A 20,364-nucleotide genomic window follows, 5' to 3' on the forward strand; every position below is an offset into this window, starting at 1 on the left:
TTTCATTCAAACCGGAAATTTCAATTCTAAATTTAAAACCATACGTTTTTCATTTTTATGCATACGTTTGTATTTGTATAATTCTATACAAAAGCATCGTTTCGTGTAAATATTACAAGAAATATTTGGTATTCACAAAGTTTCATTATTATATTTGCCTGCATAAAAATGTAAAAGTATGGCAAATTTATTCCTACATCTGATTATGAACCTTTTGATTATCGTGGTCCTCTGCTACGACGTGAGAAAGGTATATCTATTGGAATGACAACACACAACATATTCATATAAAAGGCCTTTCTCACACAACGGGAAAGGCCTTCTTGTTTTTAGTAATTTACTGCACAACACAAACAAAAATGAGAAACAAACTAAGAAGTCTAACGACAATGACAGGCCGCAGAATGGCGGGGGCCAGAAGCCTTTGGCGAGCGAATGGAATGAAGGACATGGAATTCGGTATGCCGGTAATCGGAATTGCCAATTCGTTTACTCAATTCGTTCCCGGCCACGGTCATCTGCACAAGATTGGCCAATACGTAAAAGAAGGGATAGAAAAACGCGGTTGTTTTGCAGCAGAGTTCAATACCATTGCCATTGACGATGGTATTGCCATGGGACACGACGGAATGTTATATTCGCTTCCTTCCCGTGACATCATTGCCGACAGCATCGAATACATGGCAAACGCCCATAAAATAGACGCTTTGGTCTGCATCAGCAATTGCGATAAAATCACGCCCGGCATGCTCATGGCTGCCATGCGCCTGAATATACCTACTGTATTTGTATCGGGAGGACCGATGGAGGCCGGCACTTATAAAGGCAAGCCTGTCGACCTGGTCGACGCCATGGTCATGGGTGCCGACGAAAAGTACAGCGATGAAGAAATAGAAGAAATAGAAAAAAGTGCCTGTCCCGGATGCGGCTGTTGTTCCGGTATGTTTACCGCCAACTCCATGAACTGTCTTGTAGAAGCCCTGGGATTAGCCATTCCGGGAAACGGCACTATACCGGCCACTCACAGCAACCGGAAACGCATATTCGAGAAAGCGGCTTCTCTTATCGTACAAAAAGCCGGCATGTATTATTTCGAAGGTGATAACTCCGTATTACCGCGTTCTATTGCGACAAAAGCGGCATTTGAAAATGCCATGGCCCTGGACATCGCCATGGGAGGCTCTACCAATACGGTTCTCCACCTGTTGGCTGTCGCCCATGAAGCCGAAGTAGACTTTACCTTGGAGGATATCGACCGTTTGTCGCGAAAAATTCCGGTACTTTGTAAAGTTTCGCCCAATTCACGCTACCACATTCAGGATGTCAATCGTGCCGGAGGTGTCATGGGCATTCTCGGAGAACTGGACAGAGCCGGTCTTATCGACACTTCGGTAAAAAGGATCGGCTATAACAGTTTAGCTTCCTGTCTGACCAAATACGACATAAAGAGTGAACGCCTCAGCCAGAAAGCCCGGAAATTCTATTTAAGCGCACTGGGTGGAAAATTCAGTCAGGAACTGGGAGGCCAGAGTCATTATTTCGAAACCTTCGACGCCGACCGTACACGCGGATGTATCCGGGATACGGCCCATGCCTATTCGAAAGACGGAGGATTAGCAGTACTAACCGGTAATATCGCCCGCAACGGTTGCATTGTAAAAACAGCCGGAGTCGACGAATCGCTGCTGGTGTTCCGGGGCATCGCCAAAGTTTTCGAGTCACAGGGACAGGCAATAAACGGTATTCTTAACGGGGAAGTAAAAGCCGGAGAAGTTGTCGTCATCCGTTACGAAGGTCCCAAAGGCGGACCGGGTATGCAGGAAATGTTATATCCAACTTCCTATCTGAAATCCAGAAATCTGGATAAAGTATGCGCTTTGATTACGGACGGACGCTTTTCCGGAGGCACTTCCGGATTGTCTGTCGGTCACATTTCTCCCGAAGCCGCCGCAGGAGGAGAAATAGCCATCATCCAGGACGGAGATCCTATCGAGATCAACATTCCCGAACGCAGCATCAACCTGTTGTTGAGTATAGATGAAATCAGTAACCGGCTTCAAGCTATAAAAGCTTTTAAACCGGTTGCACGCGATCGTTGTGTTTCCAAATCTTTACAGGCCTATGCCAGATTCGTCAGTTCGGCGGACAAAGGCGCCGTCCGGATCATAGATTAAATCCATCTCCCATGAAAACGAAAACACGACACCAAGCAATGGAAAAGCAAACGGCCGGAACCGAGCAATTTTCGGGATCTAAAGCTGTTATCGAAACTCTTTTACGGGAAGGAGTCGAAACCATTTTCGGTTATCCGGGAGGGACGATTATGCCCGTTTACGATGCTCTGTATGATTACCGCAACCGCATCAACCACATTTTGGTCCGCCACGAGCAAGGAGCCGTTCACGCAGCCCAGGGATATGCCCGAAGTAGCGGTAAGACAGGCGTTTGCATTGTAACCTCCGGACCGGGAGCGACCAATACCGTCACCGGTCTTGCCGATGCGCTGATGGATTCCACTCCGGTCGTAATCATCAGCGGACAGGTAGGCTCATCCTTACTCGGTACCGATGCATTCCAGGAAACCAACTTTATCGGAATCACACAGGCCGTCACCAAATGGAATTGTCAGGTCAAACGGGCCGCCGACATCCCTGCTGCCATATCCAGGGCTTTTTACATCGCCCGTAGCGGAAGACCCGGCCCGGTTGTCGTCGACATCACGAAAGATGCACAACAGGAGATTACGACCTACCGGTATCATCCGACAGAGCATATCCGAAGCTATATGCCCTGTCCTGCTCCGGATAAAAACCGGATAGCCGAAGCTGCACGTCTGATCAATTTAGCCCGAAAACCGATGGCACTCCTCGGACAAGGAATAATCCTGGGACACGCAGAACGGGAATTACAGGCTTTCCTGGAAAAAAGCGGTATACCGGCTGCATCGACCTTACTGGGGTTGTCAGCCTTGCCCAACGAACATCCGCAATATGTCGGCATGCTCGGTATGCACGGCAACTACGCCCCCAATATCAAAAATAAAGAATGTGACTTACTGATTGCCATCGGAATGCGTTTCGACGACCGGGTTACCGGAGATCCCAACCGATTTGGTATCAATGCTAAAATCATACACCTGGAAATCGATCCGGCCGAAATCAATAAAATCATTTATGCCGACGTACCCGTCCTCGGGAATGTTAAAGAAACCCTGCCTTTACTGACAGACAGGATAGCTCCCAAGGATCATTCAGCCTGGCTGGAAGAATTTCGAGCCTGCTATAACATCGAGTATCAGGAGATAATTGAAAAAGAACTATTCCCAGAAACACCTCATCTTCGTATGGGGGAAGTGGTCCATAAAATTTCGCATGCAACCGGAGGTAATGCTATTCTGGTAACCGATGTGGGACAACAACAAATGGTGGCTTCGCGCTACTTCCGTTTCAAACGCAGCCGCAGCATCATCACTTCCGGAGGATTGGGAACGATGGGCTTCGGTTTACCGGCAGCCATAGGAGCCAAAATCGGAGCTCCGGAACGCGATGTATGTCTTTTTGTCGGAGACGGCGGTTTTCAAATGAATTTACAGGAACTGGCAACGATTTTCCAATCCCGGATTCCGGTTAAGATTATTCTGATGAACAACCGCTTTTTAGGTATGGTCCGGCAATGGCAAGAACTGTTTTTCGATAAAAGGTATTCATTCACTGAAATGACCAATCCGGACTTCGGACTGATTGCGCAAGCCAACGGCATCGCCTATACCTGTGTCGAAGAGCGCACACAACTGGACCATGCTATCGACCGGATGTTGCAATGCAAAGATGCTTTTTTGCTGGAAGTAAAGGTCGAAAAAGAAGAAAATGTATTCCCGATGGTACCTGCCGGAGCATCCGTATCCGAAATCAGGCTCGAATAAACCCCAAACACTGAAGTTATGACTAAAGAATACATCATCACCATATTTTCAGAAAATAAAGTCGGCTTACTCAACCAGATTACAACGGTATTTACTTACCGGGACATCAATATCGAAAGCCTGACCACTTCGGAATCTTCGATCACGGGCATTCATAAGTATACCCTCGTCGTAAATACCGATCCCGAAAAGGTTGAAAAACTGGCAAAACAAATCGAGAAAAAAATCGATGTGCTGAAAGTCTTCGTTTTCACTCCGGATGAAGTTGTCCAGCAGGAAATCGCCTTGTATAAAGTTGCCCGGAACAAAAACATCGAAAATCTGGTCCGGGAGCATCATGTAAGAATACTGGAAATCGACGAAACTTATATCATTCTGGAAAAAACGGGTCATAAAGAGGAAACACAAACCCTTTTCGAATTACTAAAACCTTACGGGGTATACCAATTCGTACGTTCGGGTCTGGTTGCCGTCATTAAGTCCAGGAAAGAATTAATGACTGAATTCCTGCAACAGAAACAGGAAGAGGATTTGTAAATTGTAAATTTTAGATTTTAGATTGAAATTGAAATTGTTTAACAAAGGGGGCCGTCGCCGGATTCATTTAATCTAAATTGTAAATCTACAATTAAAACCTGAATTTTAAATTAAACCCACAATCTTCCCCTGCAAAAAGAGGAAGCATAAATCAAAAATAAAGGTTATCACCTAAACTTGAATACATCGGTTAATTATGACGGCATACTTTAAAAATCAACACACTAAATATTAAAACATATCTAAACCATTAAATTTACTATCATGGCAAAAATTAATTTCGGAGGAGTTGAAGAAAACGTAGTTACACGGGAAGAATTCCCGCTTTCTAAAGCATTGGAAACATTAAAGAACGAAACGATCGCCGTTATCGGATACGGCGTACAAGGTCCGGGACAATCTCTCAATCTGAAAGACAACGGATTCAATGTTATCGTAGGTCAACGTAAAAACAGCAAATCCTGGGACAAAGCCGTTGCCGACGGCTGGGTAGCGGGAGAAACATTATTTGAAATAGAAGAAGCGGCTGAAAAAGGCACCATCATTCAATATCTGCTTTCAGATGCCGGTCAGATCTGTGCCTGGCCGGCCATCAAAAAACATTTGACAAAAGGGAAAGCACTCTATTTTTCCCACGGCTTCGGTATTACTTATCAGGAACGCACCGGTATCATACCTCCTAAAGATGTGGATGTTATCCTGATTGCACCGAAAGGATCGGGAACCAGTCTAAGAAGGATGTTTCTGCAAGGCCGGGGACTCAATTCCAGCTATGCCATTTTTCAGGACGCAACGGGAAAAGCCAAAGAACGGGTCATCGCTTTGGGTATCGGCGTCGGATCGGGCTATCTGTTCGAAACGACTTTCCAGAAAGAAGTTTATTCCGACCTGACCGGAGAACGGGGTACATTGATGGGTGCGATACAGGGTATATTCGCCGCTCAATACGATACACTCCGCGCACACGGACATACTCCGTCCGAAGCCTTCAATGAAACCGTGGAGGAACTGACCCAAAGCCTGATGCCGCTGGTAGCGGAGAACGGGATGGACTGGATGTATGCCAACTGTTCGACAACAGCCCAGCGGGGCGCTCTCGATTGGTGGAAAAAATTCCGGGATGCGGCCAAACCCGTATTCGAAGAACTCTATGGTCAGGTAGCCTGTGGAAATGAAGCCCAGCGTTCTATCGACTCGAATAGCCAACCCGACTACCGGGAAAAACTCGAAACCGAACTAAAAACAATGCGCAATTCCGAAATGTGGCAAACCGGAGCTGTTGTCCGCAAATTAAGACCGGAAAATAACTGACAATGGATTGCAGACTGTAGATTTACGATTCTGTTACAACTTGATTTTCTTTTTCCACGCCCCTAAATTGATTAAAGGGACGTGGATACTCAATCTGTAACCTGAAAGATACAACCTGACATAAGCAGATCACCTGCCCTTTAACCTCTAATTGAATTCATTATGAGTGAAAAAGTATATATATTCGACACGACTTTACGGGATGCCGAACAAGTACCCGGTTGCCAATTAAACACCATTGAGAAAATCGAAGTGGCACGTCAATTGGAAAAACTCGGGGTCGATATCATCGAAGCCGGCTTTCCTGTTTCGAGTCCCGGTGATTTTAACTCTGTCGTGGAAATCTCCAAGGCGGTCACAAACCCGACCATCTGTGCTCTCACCCGTGCTATAAAAAAAGATATCGAAGTGGCAGCCGAAGCATTGCAATATGCCAAAAAAGGACGTATCCATACCGGCATTGGCACTTCTATATACCACATCCATGAAAAACTGAACTCCACACCGGAAGAAATCATCCGCCGTGCCGTCGATGCCGTTAAATACGCCCGGCAATTCGTAGACGATGTGGAATTTTACGCAGAAGATGCAGGGCGAACGGAAGCGGAATATCTGGCCCGTGTTGTCGAAGCTGTGATCCAAGCCGGCGCTACGGTGGTCAATATCCCGGATACGACCGGTTATTGTCTTCCCAATGAATACGGAGCAAAAATCAATTATCTGATGAACCATGTTCCCAACATTGACAAAGCCATCATTTCCACACATTGCCACAACGACCTGGGAATGGCAACAGCCAACACGATCGCAGCGATCCAAAACGGCGCCCGGCAAGCCGAAGTAACGATCAACGGTTTAGGGGAACGAGCAGGTAACACCGCCCTGGAAGAAATCGTTATGGCTATCGCCTGCCACAAAAACCTGGATTACGAACTGGGAATCCATACCCGCGAAATCATCGCCACCAGCCAGCTCGTCTCGAGCCTGATGCGCGTTCCGGTACAACCCAACAAAGCCATCGTCGGCCGGAATGCATTCGCCCATTCATCGGGTATACATCAGGACGGCGTACTGAAAAGCCGGGAAACTTATGAAATTATCGCTCCTGAAGATGTGGGCGTCGATCAATCCAGTATCATTCTGACAGCTCGCAGCGGCCGTGCAGCCCTCAAACATCATCTGAAAGAAATCGGTTACACCCCGGAAGGAGAAGAACTGGATGCCCTCTACCAAAAATTTCTGGAATTGGCAGACAAGAAAAAAGACATCACCACCCGTGACCTGGAAATATTGGTCGGCAGCGAAAAATCCCGCCGGAACCGGGCATTAAAATTGGAAGCCTTACAAGTGGTCTGCGGCTCGACAACCATTCCGACCGCCACAGTACAAGTCAGTTTCGGCGGCGATGTTTTCACAGAAACAGCCAGTGGCAACGGTCCGGTAGACGCTGCCTTCAATGCCGTGAAAAATATAACCAAACGCCGTGTCCATGTAGAAGAATATCTGGTACAAGCAATCACACGCGGTAGCGACGACTTGGGAAAAGTACATGTACAAATCTCCCACAAAGGGAAAATGTATCATGGGTTCGCTGCCAATACAGATATTGTTTCGGCTTCAGTAGAATCATTTTTAGATGCCATAGCAAAAATATCATGAAAACATTATTCGACAAAATCTGGGATGCACACACAGTCAGTGTTCTTCCCGGCGGTTCCTGCGCTCTGTATATCGACCGGCAATACATTCACGAAGTCACCAGTCCTCAAGCCTTCGACGGCCTGCGGCAAAGGGGCATCGGAGTTTTCCGTCCGGCCCGGATCACAGCAAGTCCGGACCACAATATTCCAACAAAAAACCAGCATTTACCGGCAAGCGACCTGCTCTCCAGGGAACAATTGGCTACCCTGGAAAGAAATTGTGCAGAATACGGTATTTCCATCTTCAAAGTAGGTAGTCCGCACAATGGCATCGTCCACGTCGTAGGACCGGAAACCGGCTTAACCCAACCGGGAATGACCATTGTATGCGGAGACAGCCATACCTCCACACACGGTGCCCTGGGATGTGTTGCTTTCGGAATCGGCACAAGCGAAGTCGAAATGGTGCTGGCTTCCCAATGCGTACTGCAATCCAAGCCCAAAACCATGCGCATCAATATAGAAGGCAAATTACCTCCGGGTGTATGTTCGAAAGACATCATCCTGTATATTATTTCAAAACTCGGTACAGGAGGCGGTACCGGACATTTTATCGAATTTGCCGGATCAACGATCCGTTCTCTTTCGATGGAAGCCCGTATGACGATCTGCAATATGAGCATCGAAATGGGTGCCCGTGGCGGAATGATCGCTCCGGACGAAACCACTTTCGCCTATCTGAAAGGCCGGCAATATGCACCGCAAGGAGCTGAATGGAATATAGCATTGGAAAGATGGAGACAATTATACAGCGAGCCCGATGCTGTTTTTGACAAAGAAGTAACTTTCCGGGCAACGGACATCCGCCCGATGATTACTTACGGAACAAATCCCGGCATGGGAACAGCTATCTCGGAGAGCATTCCCCGGCTAGAAGAAATCCCCACAGACTCCCGGCCTTCTTTCCTGAAATCACTCGGATACATGGGGTTTCGTCCAGGTGAAGCCCTGATGGGGAAAAAAATCGACTATGTATTTGTCGGTAGCTGTACAAACGGACGTATCGAAGACCTGAGGGCTTTTGCCGGATATGTAAAAGGAAAAAAGAAAGCGCCTCAGGTGACCGTGTGGATTGTCCCGGGTAGCAAGCAAGTCGAGAAACAAGCTATCGAAGAAGGATTACGGGACATTCTCGAAAAAGCCGGCTTCGAATTACGCCAACCCGGATGTTCTGCCTGCCTGGCCATGAATGACGATAAAATCCCGGAAGGCAAATATTGCGTAGCCACATCCAATCGTAACTTCGAAGGCAGACAAGGACCGGGAGCGCGTACTCTGCTGGCAGGCCCCCTGGTTGCAGCAGCAGCGGCCATCCACGGTAAATTAACGCATCCCTTATACGATCCGGAACGGTAACCATTTGCCGGAATCCGGAAAATACAAACAAGTCAGAATAAAGATATGCAAGATAAATTCACGACATTAACAGCCACAGCGGTACCTATAAACATTGAAAATATCGATACCGACCAAATTATTCCGGCCCGTTTTTTAAAAGCAACGGATAAAACAGGGTTTGGCTCCAGACTTTTTTACGACTGGAGATCGGAACCGAACGGACAGCTAAAAAAAGATTTCGTACTGAACCAAAACAGCTACAAAGGAGAAATACTGATCGCCGGAAAAAACTTCGGTTGCGGTTCGAGCCGGGAACATGCCGCCTGGGCCATTCGGGGAGCCGGCTTCAGAGCCGTCGTCTCCAGCTATTTTGCGGACATCTTTCGTAACAACGCACTGAACAACGCCTTATTACCGGTGCAGGTATCCGAAAAATTTCTGAAAACATTATTCTCTGCCTTAATTCACGAGCCCCGGCTATATATCACGATCGACCTTCCCGGGCAGACCATCCGGTTTGCTGCAGAAGAGGAAAAATTCGACATCGATCCTTACAAAAAAGAATGTCTGATCAAAGGTTTTGACGATATCGATTATCTGTTGAGTCTGAAAGAAAAAATCAACGCTTTTGAAGAACAACGATTTAAAAATTAATTGTAAATTACAGGCTGCTCCAGGTCCGTTGATTTATTTCATGCTTTTGTAATCTTCATTACCAAAGATTGCAAAATCATTCGAATCATTCATCATTTCCCGGAGTATTTAAAATAGCATGTATAATATTAAAAATCCATGAATTTTAAAATAGCAATTCTTCCCGGAGACGGTATCGGCCCGGAGATTATCGGGCAGGCAGTAAAAGCGATCGATGCCGTTTGCCATAAATACGGACACACCGTAAATTACACTTACGGTATTGTCGGAGCAGCGGCCATCGATGCCTGTAACGACCCCTATCCCGAAGCTACCCACCGCATCTGTATGGACGCGGATGCCGTACTGTTCGGAGCCATCGGCGATCCCCGTTTCGACAATAATCCCCAAGCCAGGATAAGACCGGAACAAGGGCTTTTAAAAATGAGACAAGCTTTGGGCTTGTATGCCAATATCCGGCCTGTTTCTATATTTCCGACATTACGCCACCGTTCTCCGTTACGACAGGAATTGATCGACGGCGTAGATTTCGTTTGTATCCGGGAACTGACCGGCGGTATTTATTTCGGACGTCCGCAAGGAAGGTCCGAAGACGGACAGACCGCTTTCGACAGTTGCGTATATACAAAGGCCGAAATCAGGCGTATTTGTGATCTCGGTTTCAACTACGCCCGTAACCGCCGGAAAAAACTGACGGTGGTAGACAAGGCCAATGTCCTGGCCACATCCCGCCTTTGGCGGGAAACCGTACAGGAAATAGCACCGGCCTGGCCGGATATCGAAGTCGAATATATGTTTGTGGACAACGCTGCCATGAAACTAATTCAGCAGCCCAAACACTTCGATGTCATTGTCACCGAAAACATGTTCGGAGATATTCTGACCGACGAAGCCAGTGTCATAAGCGGCTCCCTCGGACTGCTCCCTTCGGCATCTGTCGGGCTGCACACTTCGCTGTTCGAACCCATTCACGGTTCTTATCCGCAGGCTGCCGGAAAAAATATTGCGAATCCCGTTGCCACAATATTATCGGCGGCGATGATGTTCGAATATGCTTTACGGCTCCCGGAAGAAGGAAATAAAATACGGCAGGCCGTTGCAAACACATTACAGCAGGAAATCGTAACCGAAGATATATCCGGAAACGGTAAAGCATACGGAACAGAAGAAGTCGGCGATGCCATCGCCCGGCTCATTTTAACCGACAATTAAAAACAACAATTTCATATCCGATTAACAACAATATATCATGAGCGAAACTTATTTCCCGGATTTAAAAGACATTATGACGGCTGCACACACGCTGAACGAAATCCTCGTGCCGACTCCCTTGATGAAAAACCGCAATCTTTCGGAACGCTACGGAGCAAATGTCCTGTTGAAAAGAGAAGATTTGCAGATGGTTCGATCCTACAAAATCCGGGGTGCCTATAACAAGATCAAATCTTTGACCTCCGACGAAAGAACACACGGAATCGTGTGTGCCAGTGCCGGTAATCACGCCCAGGGCGTTGCTTACTCCTGCAACAAATTGAAAATTGCAGGAAAAATCTTTATGCCGGTTACTACCCCGAAGCAAAAGGTCAATCAAGTTAAAATGTTCGGGGGAAAATTCGTTGAAATCATATTGACAGGCGATACATTCGATCATGCCCATTCGGCAGCTATGGAAGAATGTGAAAAAAACCAATCGGTATTCATCCATCCTTTCAATGATTTACGCATCATCGAGGGGCAGGCAACTGTCGGACTGGAAATCTTGCAGGAGGTAAAAGACCTTATCGACTACCTCTTTATCCCGGTAGGAGGAGGAGGCTTGCTCGCCGGCGTCGGCAGCTTCTTCAAACAATTGAGCCCGAAGACCAAAATTATCGGCGTAGAACCTGCCGGAGCTGCCGGTATGAAAAAATCCCTCGAAAACGGGAAAGTCACGGAGCTTTTAGAAATTGACAATTTTGTAGACGGGGCAGCCGTTCAACAGGTAGGGGAACTAACCTTCGATATTTGCCGCCGGGTGGCAGACGATGTCATCACTGTTCCCGAAGGAAAAATATGCTCGACTATACTTCAGCTTTACAATTTCGACGCTATTGTAGTCGAACCGGCAGGAGCCTTGAGTATGAGTGCTCTCGATGATTATAAAGACAAAATCAAAGGGAAGAATGTCGTATGTATCGTCAGCGGCAGTAACAACGACATCACCCGTATGGAAGAGATCAAAGAAAGGTCTTTGCTATACGAAGGACTAAAACATTACTTCATCGTCCGTTTTCCACAACGTGCGGGAGCCCTGCAAAATTTCGTCAGCAATGTCCTCGGTCCGCACGACGACATTACCTATTTCGAATACCGTAAAAAAACACAACGGGAAAAAGGACCGGCAGTCATCGGCATTGAGCTTCAGCATCCGGAAGATTTCAAAGGTCTTCTTACCCGTATGGAGGAACAAGGCATCAAATACATATACCTCAACGACAATCCCAATTTATTCGAATTTTTAGTGTAAAGCACGCCTTTCCGCCATCCGTATCCTCAGATACTATTTTATACATCGACGTAACAGCCTCTTTCCGGTTTATCTAAGAATCCGGAGAGGCTGTTTACCGGAATCAGACCATCGTCCGGCATCGTTTCAACATCCCATGTTACGGCTTGTATTCCGACAATCTCCTACTCCCCGACAAAAAAACAACGAACTAAACGAAATGACAAAAGATTCGAACGTTTTGTAAATAAGCGTTTATAAAACAGGTATTATTTTTATCCCCGGGAAAATGCAATTGCTGTAAATCAAGAGCCTTACTCGATCCAGCCAAAGCCTCCTCTAACGGGAGGATTTGAAAAGCAATAACGGTAAACGCAAAAATATGAAACAACAATTACGGGGATTTTGGCCGATTTTCGCCTGTTATACGGCATCACTCATCACGGCATGTCGTACCGGCCCGGAAGATATCGGTCGTTTGCCGGACGGCAAACACCCTATAACGTTCACCGCTTCGGTGGAGAGTTTGACTGTAACGCGGGGTACGACAGACAATAACTGGGAAAATATTAACGGTCACTTTGCGGTACAATCCGAAGAAACGGTAAAACAATATATCGTCACATCACCGGAAGGCAAACTGAACAGCAATGATCCCTTATATTGGAACAGTCCGACAATGGACATCACGGCCTGGTATCCGTATTCTCCTGATCTTCCCGGAAGTTTTACCATACAAAGCAACCAGACCTCAAACAGCGGTTACCAAAACAGCGATTTCCTCTATGCTTCAAAGACACTGACATTCGACAAATCGACCCCGCCTCACCTCGGCTTCCGCCATCTGCCTGTCAAAGTCGTAACGAACCTGAAAAGCGGAGACGGCATTACGGCAGAACAAATCCGGAATGCTACCGTCAGTTTCGTCAATGTAGCACTGACCTCCGGGGCCATAGCTCCGGACGGTTCCGTCGCTCAGACAACAAACGGGAATGCGGTTGTTCTGCCGCAAACGGTCGCGGCCACAGAAGGATATCAGAAATCTGTCCGGGCATTGCTTGTCCCGGGACGAATACAGGATAAGCAGTTTATCCGAATAACGGTAGAGGGCAAGAATTACTTTTATACGCCGAAAAACGAAACCGAAGCCGATTTCGTATCCGGAAACCTATATACCTATTTTATTACCGTAAAGAAGTCCGGCCTAACGGTCACCGTAGAAAACAACGGTTCTCAATGGACAGAAAACCCGGGTTGGGACCAACCGGCAACGGACGCGGTGTTTCAAGTCTCCATCCCTTCTGTCAGCGGCCTGGAATTACACATAGATAATGCGACCCTAAAAGAGGGGAATCACTATGAAATCGCCGGCAATTCGTTTTCCATCACCTATGATGCACCGGCAGGAGGAGAAATGAAAGGATTTATCAGCCGCGGCATCTGCAAAACGGAACGGACAATTGCCCGGGACGGTAGCAGCTACACATTTACCTTCACCGACATCCGTTCGGATTTACAATTGACCTACGACGCCTACGTCGAAACAGGCAATTATTACAACAGGGACGGAACCTGGTCTATCGCTTACAATGCAGAAAAGTGTATCGGCATCGTATTCAAAACAGGTGCGGACAGTACGGATCATCCCCGAAATTACGACGGTAAACTGTCCGGCAACCGGATTCTCGGTTACGTCGTAGCACTGGCCGATGCTGCCACCAATGCCTGTACCTGGGGAAAACTAGATACAGATACGGAACTCGAAAATGCAGAGTCCCGGTATAACACAGCCTATAACGGTTACCGGAATACGGAACACATTATCGGTACATACAGGGGAGGAAAAGATTGGAATAAATATGCGGCTTTCAAAACCATCTTCGATTACCGCTCAAAAACAACAGCCCCGGCAAACACCAGTGACTGGTATCTGCCCTCTCTCAAGCAATTATCCGACATTTACAATCTGTGTCAAAACGAAACAGGCAATATACTTTATGACAAATTGAACGCCATCTCCCCGGCAAACCTTTTCAGAGATCCGCCTGTTTTCGGGTGGGAGACCGAACCCGGCGGCTATTGGTCGAGCACGGAGTATTCCGGATGGTCTGCCTGGTACATACGCCTAACGAATGGAACACCTGCTTTTTACGCAAAAGCAATAAATCCGGAACAACCGAATTTTCGTCGTCTCTGTTATGTCCGCGCGATATTAACATTCTAAACCCAAAAGGAAAATGATAAAGTATCTATTCAGACAATTCTCAACGGCTATCGGTATCGTCATTTTGATTACAGCCTGCGACACCGATAAAAATCATTATACCGGGGAGGAAAATATTCCTCTTTCCATATCCGTCAGTCCGGCTAATTTCGTTTCTCCCTCCGGAGCCGTCACCCGCAGCACAGACAACGGCAATCAAACGACTTTCGACAAAGACGACCGTATCGGAATTATCGTCATCAGCCAAACCGGAAATATCCTGGCCGATAACCTTCCTTATCGATATGACGGTAGCGCCTGGACTTTCGACCGCATACTGGGAGAAAACGAAGGCAAAAGCCCTTATTATTATGACAATACGGTAGGGAGTGTTTCCTATCTGGTCTATTTCCCTTATCGTCCGGAAGCAAACGGTTTGTCTACGGCCACTGCCCTCAAATTGCAATTTCCGCCGTTACCGGATCAGCGTGACGAAGCAGCTTACCGCAATTCCGATCTGATGTTGTGGGAGTCGGGCTCCGGCATTCCACAAAAATCCCTGAACATCCGGTTGGAACATGCCTATTCACTCATATCACTCTCCCCTTCGGTACAACTCCGTATGCCGGACGGAACGGTAACGAAAAATGCCATATCAGTCGGTAACGTCAGCCTCACCATTGCAGGAGAAACCCGGTACGCCCGGCCGGTAACAGACGGCAGTTGGCGCTATATCGTTCAAGCGGGCACAAAAATCGTCCCCCGTTGGTTATACACTTACAGAAATGTTGTCTATCAAGGAACCTTACCTGCTATTACTCCGGTTGCCAATACCCGGTATACACTGAGATCGGCCGTCGACATACCCGATTACGGCTGGGATAAAGCAAAGGCAGGTGATTTCTATTGTACCGATGCCGAAAACAAGACATTCCTGCTTCCGGCAGAATCCCTTTCATTCCCGGCTTCAGCTACCGTTGTCGGTATCGTATTTTACGTCGGGGAACAGGCTTCTGTCGATGATCTATTGTTAAAAAAAGCACATCCCACTTGTACACACGGCCTGGTCGTTTCTTTGGGTATGGATTTCGATGATTGGCTTTACAGCAGCCTCCCTGTAGACATTAATACAACCTGGATCAATGCCGAAGGAAATCCCTATAAAGGGGAAGTCAATTTAGCAGAGGATAAAAAAATGTGCGGCTATTCCAACACTCTCGCTTTACACGATTACAACGAAGGGCTATACGGTTCTACAGCAACCGGCGACGACTGGAGGCTCAAAGTAAGACCCTGTCTGAGAGTCCGGGAGTACGAAACGCTACATCCGTCCCCTGCCGGCAGCAGCGGTTGGTATGTTCCTTCCTACAAAGAGCTGGAATTTATATATGCAGAAAAAGATTTACTCAATGTACAACTCTCTAAAATAACCGGTCTCCAAACACTGGAGGGTCAGCATTGGTCGATCACGGAAGACGGATTCCTCTATGCATACATAATAGATTTCACCAACGGCAGCAAAGGAGTTATTGCAAAATATATGCCTCCCGGCAGAAATATACGCTACATTTTGGCTGTTTGACGAACCGTCGGGGCGAATCGAAATCAATACAAACAAATTCAACTCATCATAATAATGCCATCCTTACCGGACTTTCAGTACCTGCAAGGATTAAAACAAGAATAACATGAAAAGAAAACAAGTACTTACAGCAGTTGTCACCTCCTTATTTATAACAACAGCTTGTACCCTTGAAAAAGAGATACAAGAGGAGATTAATGCCCCCGTAGCGCTGCAACTGAGCAGTCGTATCAAAGCTTCTACGCGCAGCAATACCCAATCGACATCGATTACCGAAGGACAGACCGTATATGCCTGGGCAGATAAAACGACAGGCGATCCGCACATCAAAGCCTGGACCCTGAGAGCCAAAGGAGACAATACCTTTACCGGAAGTGCCCGGTACTTTCCGCAAAGCGGTGAAGCTTTAAATATCTATGCACTCCACGGTCATTTCGGAACAGACATGAGGGAAGACATCACGGACTTTCCTGCATCGGGCCTGATACATACGGTTTCAGCCGACCAAACGACAACGGTCGAATATGCCAAGTCCGACCTGTTGTATGCCGCCGAAAAAAGTGTCGCCCGGACAGGAGCTTCCGGTGGTACCAAAAGACTGGTCTTAAATTTCTATCACCTTCTTTCCAAAGTAGAAATAGCGTTGAAAGCCGGTACAGGCCTGACGAGAAATGACCTGAACGGTGCTACCGTTACCCTCATGAATACAAAATTGAAAGCCGACTTCAGACCGGAACAAGATAACGAAATAAGCGACGGGACAGCACGCGCAGCAATGGTAAGACCGGCAGCCACAGAAAACACCCCCGAACCCATTTTAATCCCCGCAAAGGTCATTCCGGGAGATGATTTCTCCGGTGCCGATTATGCCGAAGCCGTTATCGTTCCGCAAACGATCGGAGACGCCGGGGAAATCCCGTTCATCAAAGTAAACCTTGCATCCGGCAGGGAGTTGTATTATAAAATAAATAACAAAACATTCGAAAGCGGTAAAAAATACATTTTCAACATCACCGTCAACCTGCCCGGACTGGAAGTGACTTCCAGCATCGAAGACTGGGCTGACGGCGGCACCACTTCAGGCGATGCCGAGGCAGACGAAAATGAAATCGTCGTCAGAGAAGACGGAACTTGGCGTATCGTTTTAGACAGCGAACGCGAAAAAACATACAATATCGTATTTCTGGGCGACGGCTTTATCGAAGAAGACAACGTTGTAGGCGGAGCCTTTGACAAAGAGGTGGAAAAATCCCTGGATTTTATATTTTCCAAACAGCCTCTTAAAACATACAAAGATTATTTTAAAGTATATCAGGTTTATGCCCACTCGAACGAGCGCGGAGCCGATAAAAACGCAAGGGAAAATATCATCGACACTAAATTCGACGCTACTTTCGGCTGGAACGGAATCAACCGTCTACTGGTAATAAGGGATGAGTGGACCGCAATCACGTACGCCAACAAAGCGCTTCCCAACTATCACATGATTTTCGTTTTGGTAAACGATCCGATGCACGGCGGATCCGGAGGAAATATAATCACGGCTTCTGTTAACGATTGGTCGCATTTAACCGCTCTACACGAAATGGGACATCGATTCGGCCTGGGAGACGAGTATGAAGACCGGCTAGTAGCTATCGGAAAAGACCGCAAGGAAGCAGCACTTTATTCCAACCTGGATATCACAGGTGATCCGACAAAAGTAAAATGGAAACACTTCATCGGACGCCCGGGGTATTCCTCGGAAAATGTCTATGAAGGAGGATACTATTTTTCCGACGGCGTATGGCGCCCGTCACGTTACAGTATCATGAACATACTGGATACCGATCAAGGGTTTAACGCCATATCCAGAGAGGCTATCGTACGGCATGTTTTCCAATGGATCGGAGAAACATTCGATATGGATGAATTTTACAGGCGCGACGATCCGGCAGAGACACATCCGACTCCGGCAGCCATAAGTAATAATCCGATCCCGATGCCACCTCCCCTCGAATTATATTATGAATCGTTGTACAAAAAGCCGTTCAGACCACATGGCGCAAACCCAATATAGAAAGTAATTCCTCAACAGGTTTTGTCAATTCGTAAACACCCCCTGCCAATCGGATTTGAATAATAATCCTGGGGGTAAAGCATAATTTTACAACTGAAGAAAGAGCCCGTTTGTCTTTTTTCAGTTAATTTTGCATGCTATAAAACGATAAAGATGAAAATCAGCAAAACCAATGCAGCACGGTTACTCGATAAAGCCGGAATTACCTATGAACTGATTCCTTACGAAGTCGATGAAAATGATCTGGCAGCAACGCATGTAGCGACACAATTAAGTGAGAATATTCATTGTGTATTCAAAACACTGGTATTGCACGGAGACAAAACCGGTTATTTCGTCTGTGTCATTCCCGGAGACCTTGAAGTCGACCTGAAACTGGCCGCCAAAGCTTCCGGTAATAAAAAAGCCGACCTTATCCCCATGAAAGATTTACTTCCCGTTACCGGCTATATCCGGGGCGGTTGCTCGCCGATCGGCATGAAGAAACTTTTTCCGACATTTATCCACCCTACCTGTAATGATTTCTCCTTTATATATATCAGTGCCGGCATCCGGGGACTTCAAATCAAAATCAATCCCCGAAATCTAATCGGATTTATTCAGGCAAAAGTAACTGAACTCTCGATACCTACATATTAATCATTGTTCCTCTAAAATTGTAGATTTTAGATTGACGATTTTAGATTACACCCATCTCTGCAAAAAAAGAAATTGCAGATTTTAGATTGTAAATTGATCCGTGAAGTGATTTGTTGTCAGATTAATTTAAAATCGTCGATCTAAAATTTAAAACTAAGATTCCATTACAGATTTTACATTTTTTCCATTTTTTTATTCCTGTTGGCAAAAAAGTATAAAAATCTGCCAATTTATACAAATTGTTTTTCATTCTCGTCCTCTATTTTTGTTATAGTCACCTACTTCTGATTACTAACCTAAACTTTCGAGTATGAAAACAATTCGATTATTTACAGGACTATTGTTCATCGTATCGGCAATTTGTATCAGCTGCCAGGACGATGAAACACTCCCCCTGTTGGAACCCAAAGTCAGTCAATTGGATTTTAAAGCTGAAGGAGAAGAAATCTATTTTCAATTCGATTGCAATCTTCACTGGAAACTGGAATGCGACGCAGACTGGCTTCATTTGTCAGCCAAAAGAGGTACAGGTAAAGGTATCGTTGCCGCCACATGCGAGAAGAATCAACTGACAGTCCCGCGCTCGACCGAAATCAAAATTTTTGCCGAAGATAAAACAGAAACGATCAAAGTAACCCAGGCTTCGGCAAATTCTGTGCTTCATTTTAAAACAACGACAACAACCGTAAAAGCCGAAGGAGAAATCATCGACATCCCTTTCGAAAGTAATGTCGCTTTTACCCTCGATACTAAAGTTTCCTGGATAGAAAGAATGGTTTCAGCGGATATTCCCGACACATTGATCCGGCTTCGTGTTTTTCCCAACTACACTCTTTCTGACAGGCAAGAATTTGTTGTCGCTTCAGAAACAGACGGGATTCTAAAAGATTCTATAAAATTGCAGCAAACTTTCTGTATCAATTCTTCTGCTACGGACAGTCTGGCATTGACAGCACTCTACACTTCGACCGGAGGAAATCAATGGATACATTCCTGGGATATAAATCAACCTTTCAACACCTGGTATGGAATAACGACCGCTGTCATCGACGGTCAAATCCGCGTAACCGCTATCGGACTGTGGGAAAATAACCTGACAGGCAATCTACCGGAAGAATTGAGTTATCTTTCCGAATTGACGTCCTTCCATGTCGGAGATAACCACCTCGACGGTCCTGTTCCACTCTGCTTCACCCAGCTAAAACGTTTGGAATTGCTCGCCCTTCAAGGAAATAACCTCGAAGGAGACCTTCCCGCAGGTTTAGGTAATCTGCCCGTATTGAGCGCCCTGTATCTGGACAACAACCGTTTGACGGGAGAAATACCGGAAGATATTCTCGGCAACAGCCATTGGAGCGACTGGAAAACCAGCAACTTCTGTCAACAACAGGAGGGGTACGGATTCACAAATTGTGATCAGGGTGTTTCCATAGAAACGGTAGAGAAGAATATTCTAATCGCTTTTTATGAATCTACGAACGGGAATTCCTGGAATCAAAAATGGGATCTCGATGCCCCGGTTTCCGAATGGTACGGTGTCACGACAGAAACAATCGACGGGCATTTGCGGGTAACCGAACTAAGGTTATGGGAAAACAACCTGAGCGGGGAATTTCCTTCAGAACTCGGTGATCTTTCCGAATGCCGCATGATACATGTCGGCGGAAACCAAATATCCGGAGAACTTCCGGGCAGCCTGGGGAAAATGCAAAAACTGGAAATGCTGGCTATACAAAACAATCTCTTTAGCGGAAGCATCCCGGCAGAAATCGGCGGATTATCAAATCTGGTCAATTTCTACATCGACAACAACCAATTCTCGGGAATTATTCCGGATGAAATACTGAACAATCCGAATTGGGGAGCTTGGCGAGACAGCGGATTTTGTAATCAAAAAGCCGGATTCGGATTTTCCAACTGTCCTTAAACGGCTG

The 20,364-nt window shown here is 46.4% G+C and carries 14 protein-coding genes; all 14 read left to right on the forward strand.

What is annotated here, in order from left to right:
- The first annotated feature begins 359 nt into the window (after positions 1-359).
- Entirely contained in the window at positions 360-2,174 is a 1,815-nt protein-coding gene (gene ilvD / locus BN8908_RS13455; RefSeq protein WP_068691134.1) for a dihydroxy-acid dehydratase, read from the forward strand.
- 11 nt (positions 2,175-2,185) lie between these two features.
- Positions 2,186-3,922, forward strand: a complete 1,737-nt coding sequence (gene ilvB / locus BN8908_RS13460) for a biosynthetic-type acetolactate synthase large subunit (protein WP_082989267.1) — start codon at positions 2,186-2,188, stop codon at positions 3,920-3,922.
- An 18-nt stretch (positions 3,923-3,940) separates the two neighbouring features.
- Positions 3,941-4,459, forward strand: a complete 519-nt coding sequence (gene ilvN / locus BN8908_RS13465) for an acetolactate synthase small subunit (protein WP_021989355.1) — start codon at positions 3,941-3,943, stop codon at positions 4,457-4,459.
- A gap of 264 nt (positions 4,460-4,723) precedes the next feature.
- Positions 4,724-5,770 (forward strand): ketol-acid reductoisomerase, encoded by a 1,047-nt coding sequence (gene ilvC, locus BN8908_RS13470; RefSeq protein WP_068691139.1) that lies wholly within the window; start codon positions 4,724-4,726, stop codon positions 5,768-5,770.
- A gap of 162 nt (positions 5,771-5,932) precedes the next feature.
- The gene (locus BN8908_RS13475) at positions 5,933-7,429 is read left to right on the forward strand and encodes a 2-isopropylmalate synthase (protein WP_068691141.1); all 1,497 of its coding nucleotides are present in this window, start codon (positions 5,933-5,935) and stop codon (positions 7,427-7,429) included.
- Positions 7,426-8,826 carry a 3-isopropylmalate dehydratase large subunit gene (leuC, locus tag BN8908_RS13480; RefSeq protein WP_021989357.1) on the forward strand — a complete coding sequence of 467 codons (1,401 nt, stop codon included), beginning with the start codon at positions 7,426-7,428 and terminating at the stop codon, positions 8,824-8,826. The genes BN8908_RS13475 and leuC overlap by 4 nt, the downstream gene beginning before the upstream one ends.
- Positions 8,827-8,871: 45 nt before the next feature.
- Positions 8,872-9,462: a 3-isopropylmalate dehydratase small subunit gene (gene leuD / locus BN8908_RS13485; protein WP_021989358.1), complete on the forward strand. Its 591-nt coding sequence runs from the start codon at positions 8,872-8,874 to the stop codon at positions 9,460-9,462.
- A gap of 138 nt (positions 9,463-9,600) precedes the next feature.
- Positions 9,601-10,674 (forward strand): 3-isopropylmalate dehydrogenase, encoded by a 1,074-nt coding sequence (leuB, locus tag BN8908_RS13490; protein WP_021989359.1) that lies wholly within the window; start codon positions 9,601-9,603, stop codon positions 10,672-10,674.
- A 37-nt stretch (positions 10,675-10,711) separates the two neighbouring features.
- Entirely contained in the window at positions 10,712-11,968 is a 1,257-nt protein-coding gene (gene ilvA / locus BN8908_RS13495; RefSeq protein WP_021989360.1) for a threonine ammonia-lyase, read from the forward strand.
- Positions 11,969-12,329: 361 nt separating this feature from the next.
- Complete coding sequence (locus BN8908_RS13500; RefSeq protein WP_068691143.1) at positions 12,330-14,171, forward strand: fimbrillin family protein; 1,842 nt, start codon at positions 12,330-12,332, stop codon at positions 14,169-14,171.
- 13 nt (positions 14,172-14,184) lie between these two features.
- On the forward strand, positions 14,185-15,732 hold the full coding sequence (locus BN8908_RS13505; RefSeq protein WP_068691145.1) for a fimbrillin family protein: 1,548 nt from the start codon (positions 14,185-14,187) through the stop codon (positions 15,730-15,732).
- 106 nt (positions 15,733-15,838) lie between these two features.
- A complete protein-coding gene (locus BN8908_RS13510; protein ID WP_068691146.1) occupies positions 15,839-17,791 on the forward strand; it encodes a fimbrillin family protein in 1,953 nt (650 codons plus the stop codon).
- Positions 17,792-17,944: 153 nt separating this feature from the next.
- Positions 17,945-18,430 (forward strand): Cys-tRNA(Pro) deacylase, encoded by a 486-nt coding sequence (gene ybaK, locus BN8908_RS13515; protein WP_068691148.1) that lies wholly within the window; start codon positions 17,945-17,947, stop codon positions 18,428-18,430.
- Between the two features lie 310 nt (positions 18,431-18,740).
- Entirely contained in the window at positions 18,741-20,357 is a 1,617-nt protein-coding gene (locus BN8908_RS13520; protein ID WP_068691150.1) for a BACON domain-containing protein, read from the forward strand.
- Positions 20,358-20,364 lie beyond the last annotated feature (7 nt).

Source organism: Culturomica massiliensis (genome assembly GCF_900091655.1).
Lineage (GTDB): Bacteria > Bacteroidota > Bacteroidia > Bacteroidales > Marinifilaceae > Culturomica > Culturomica massiliensis.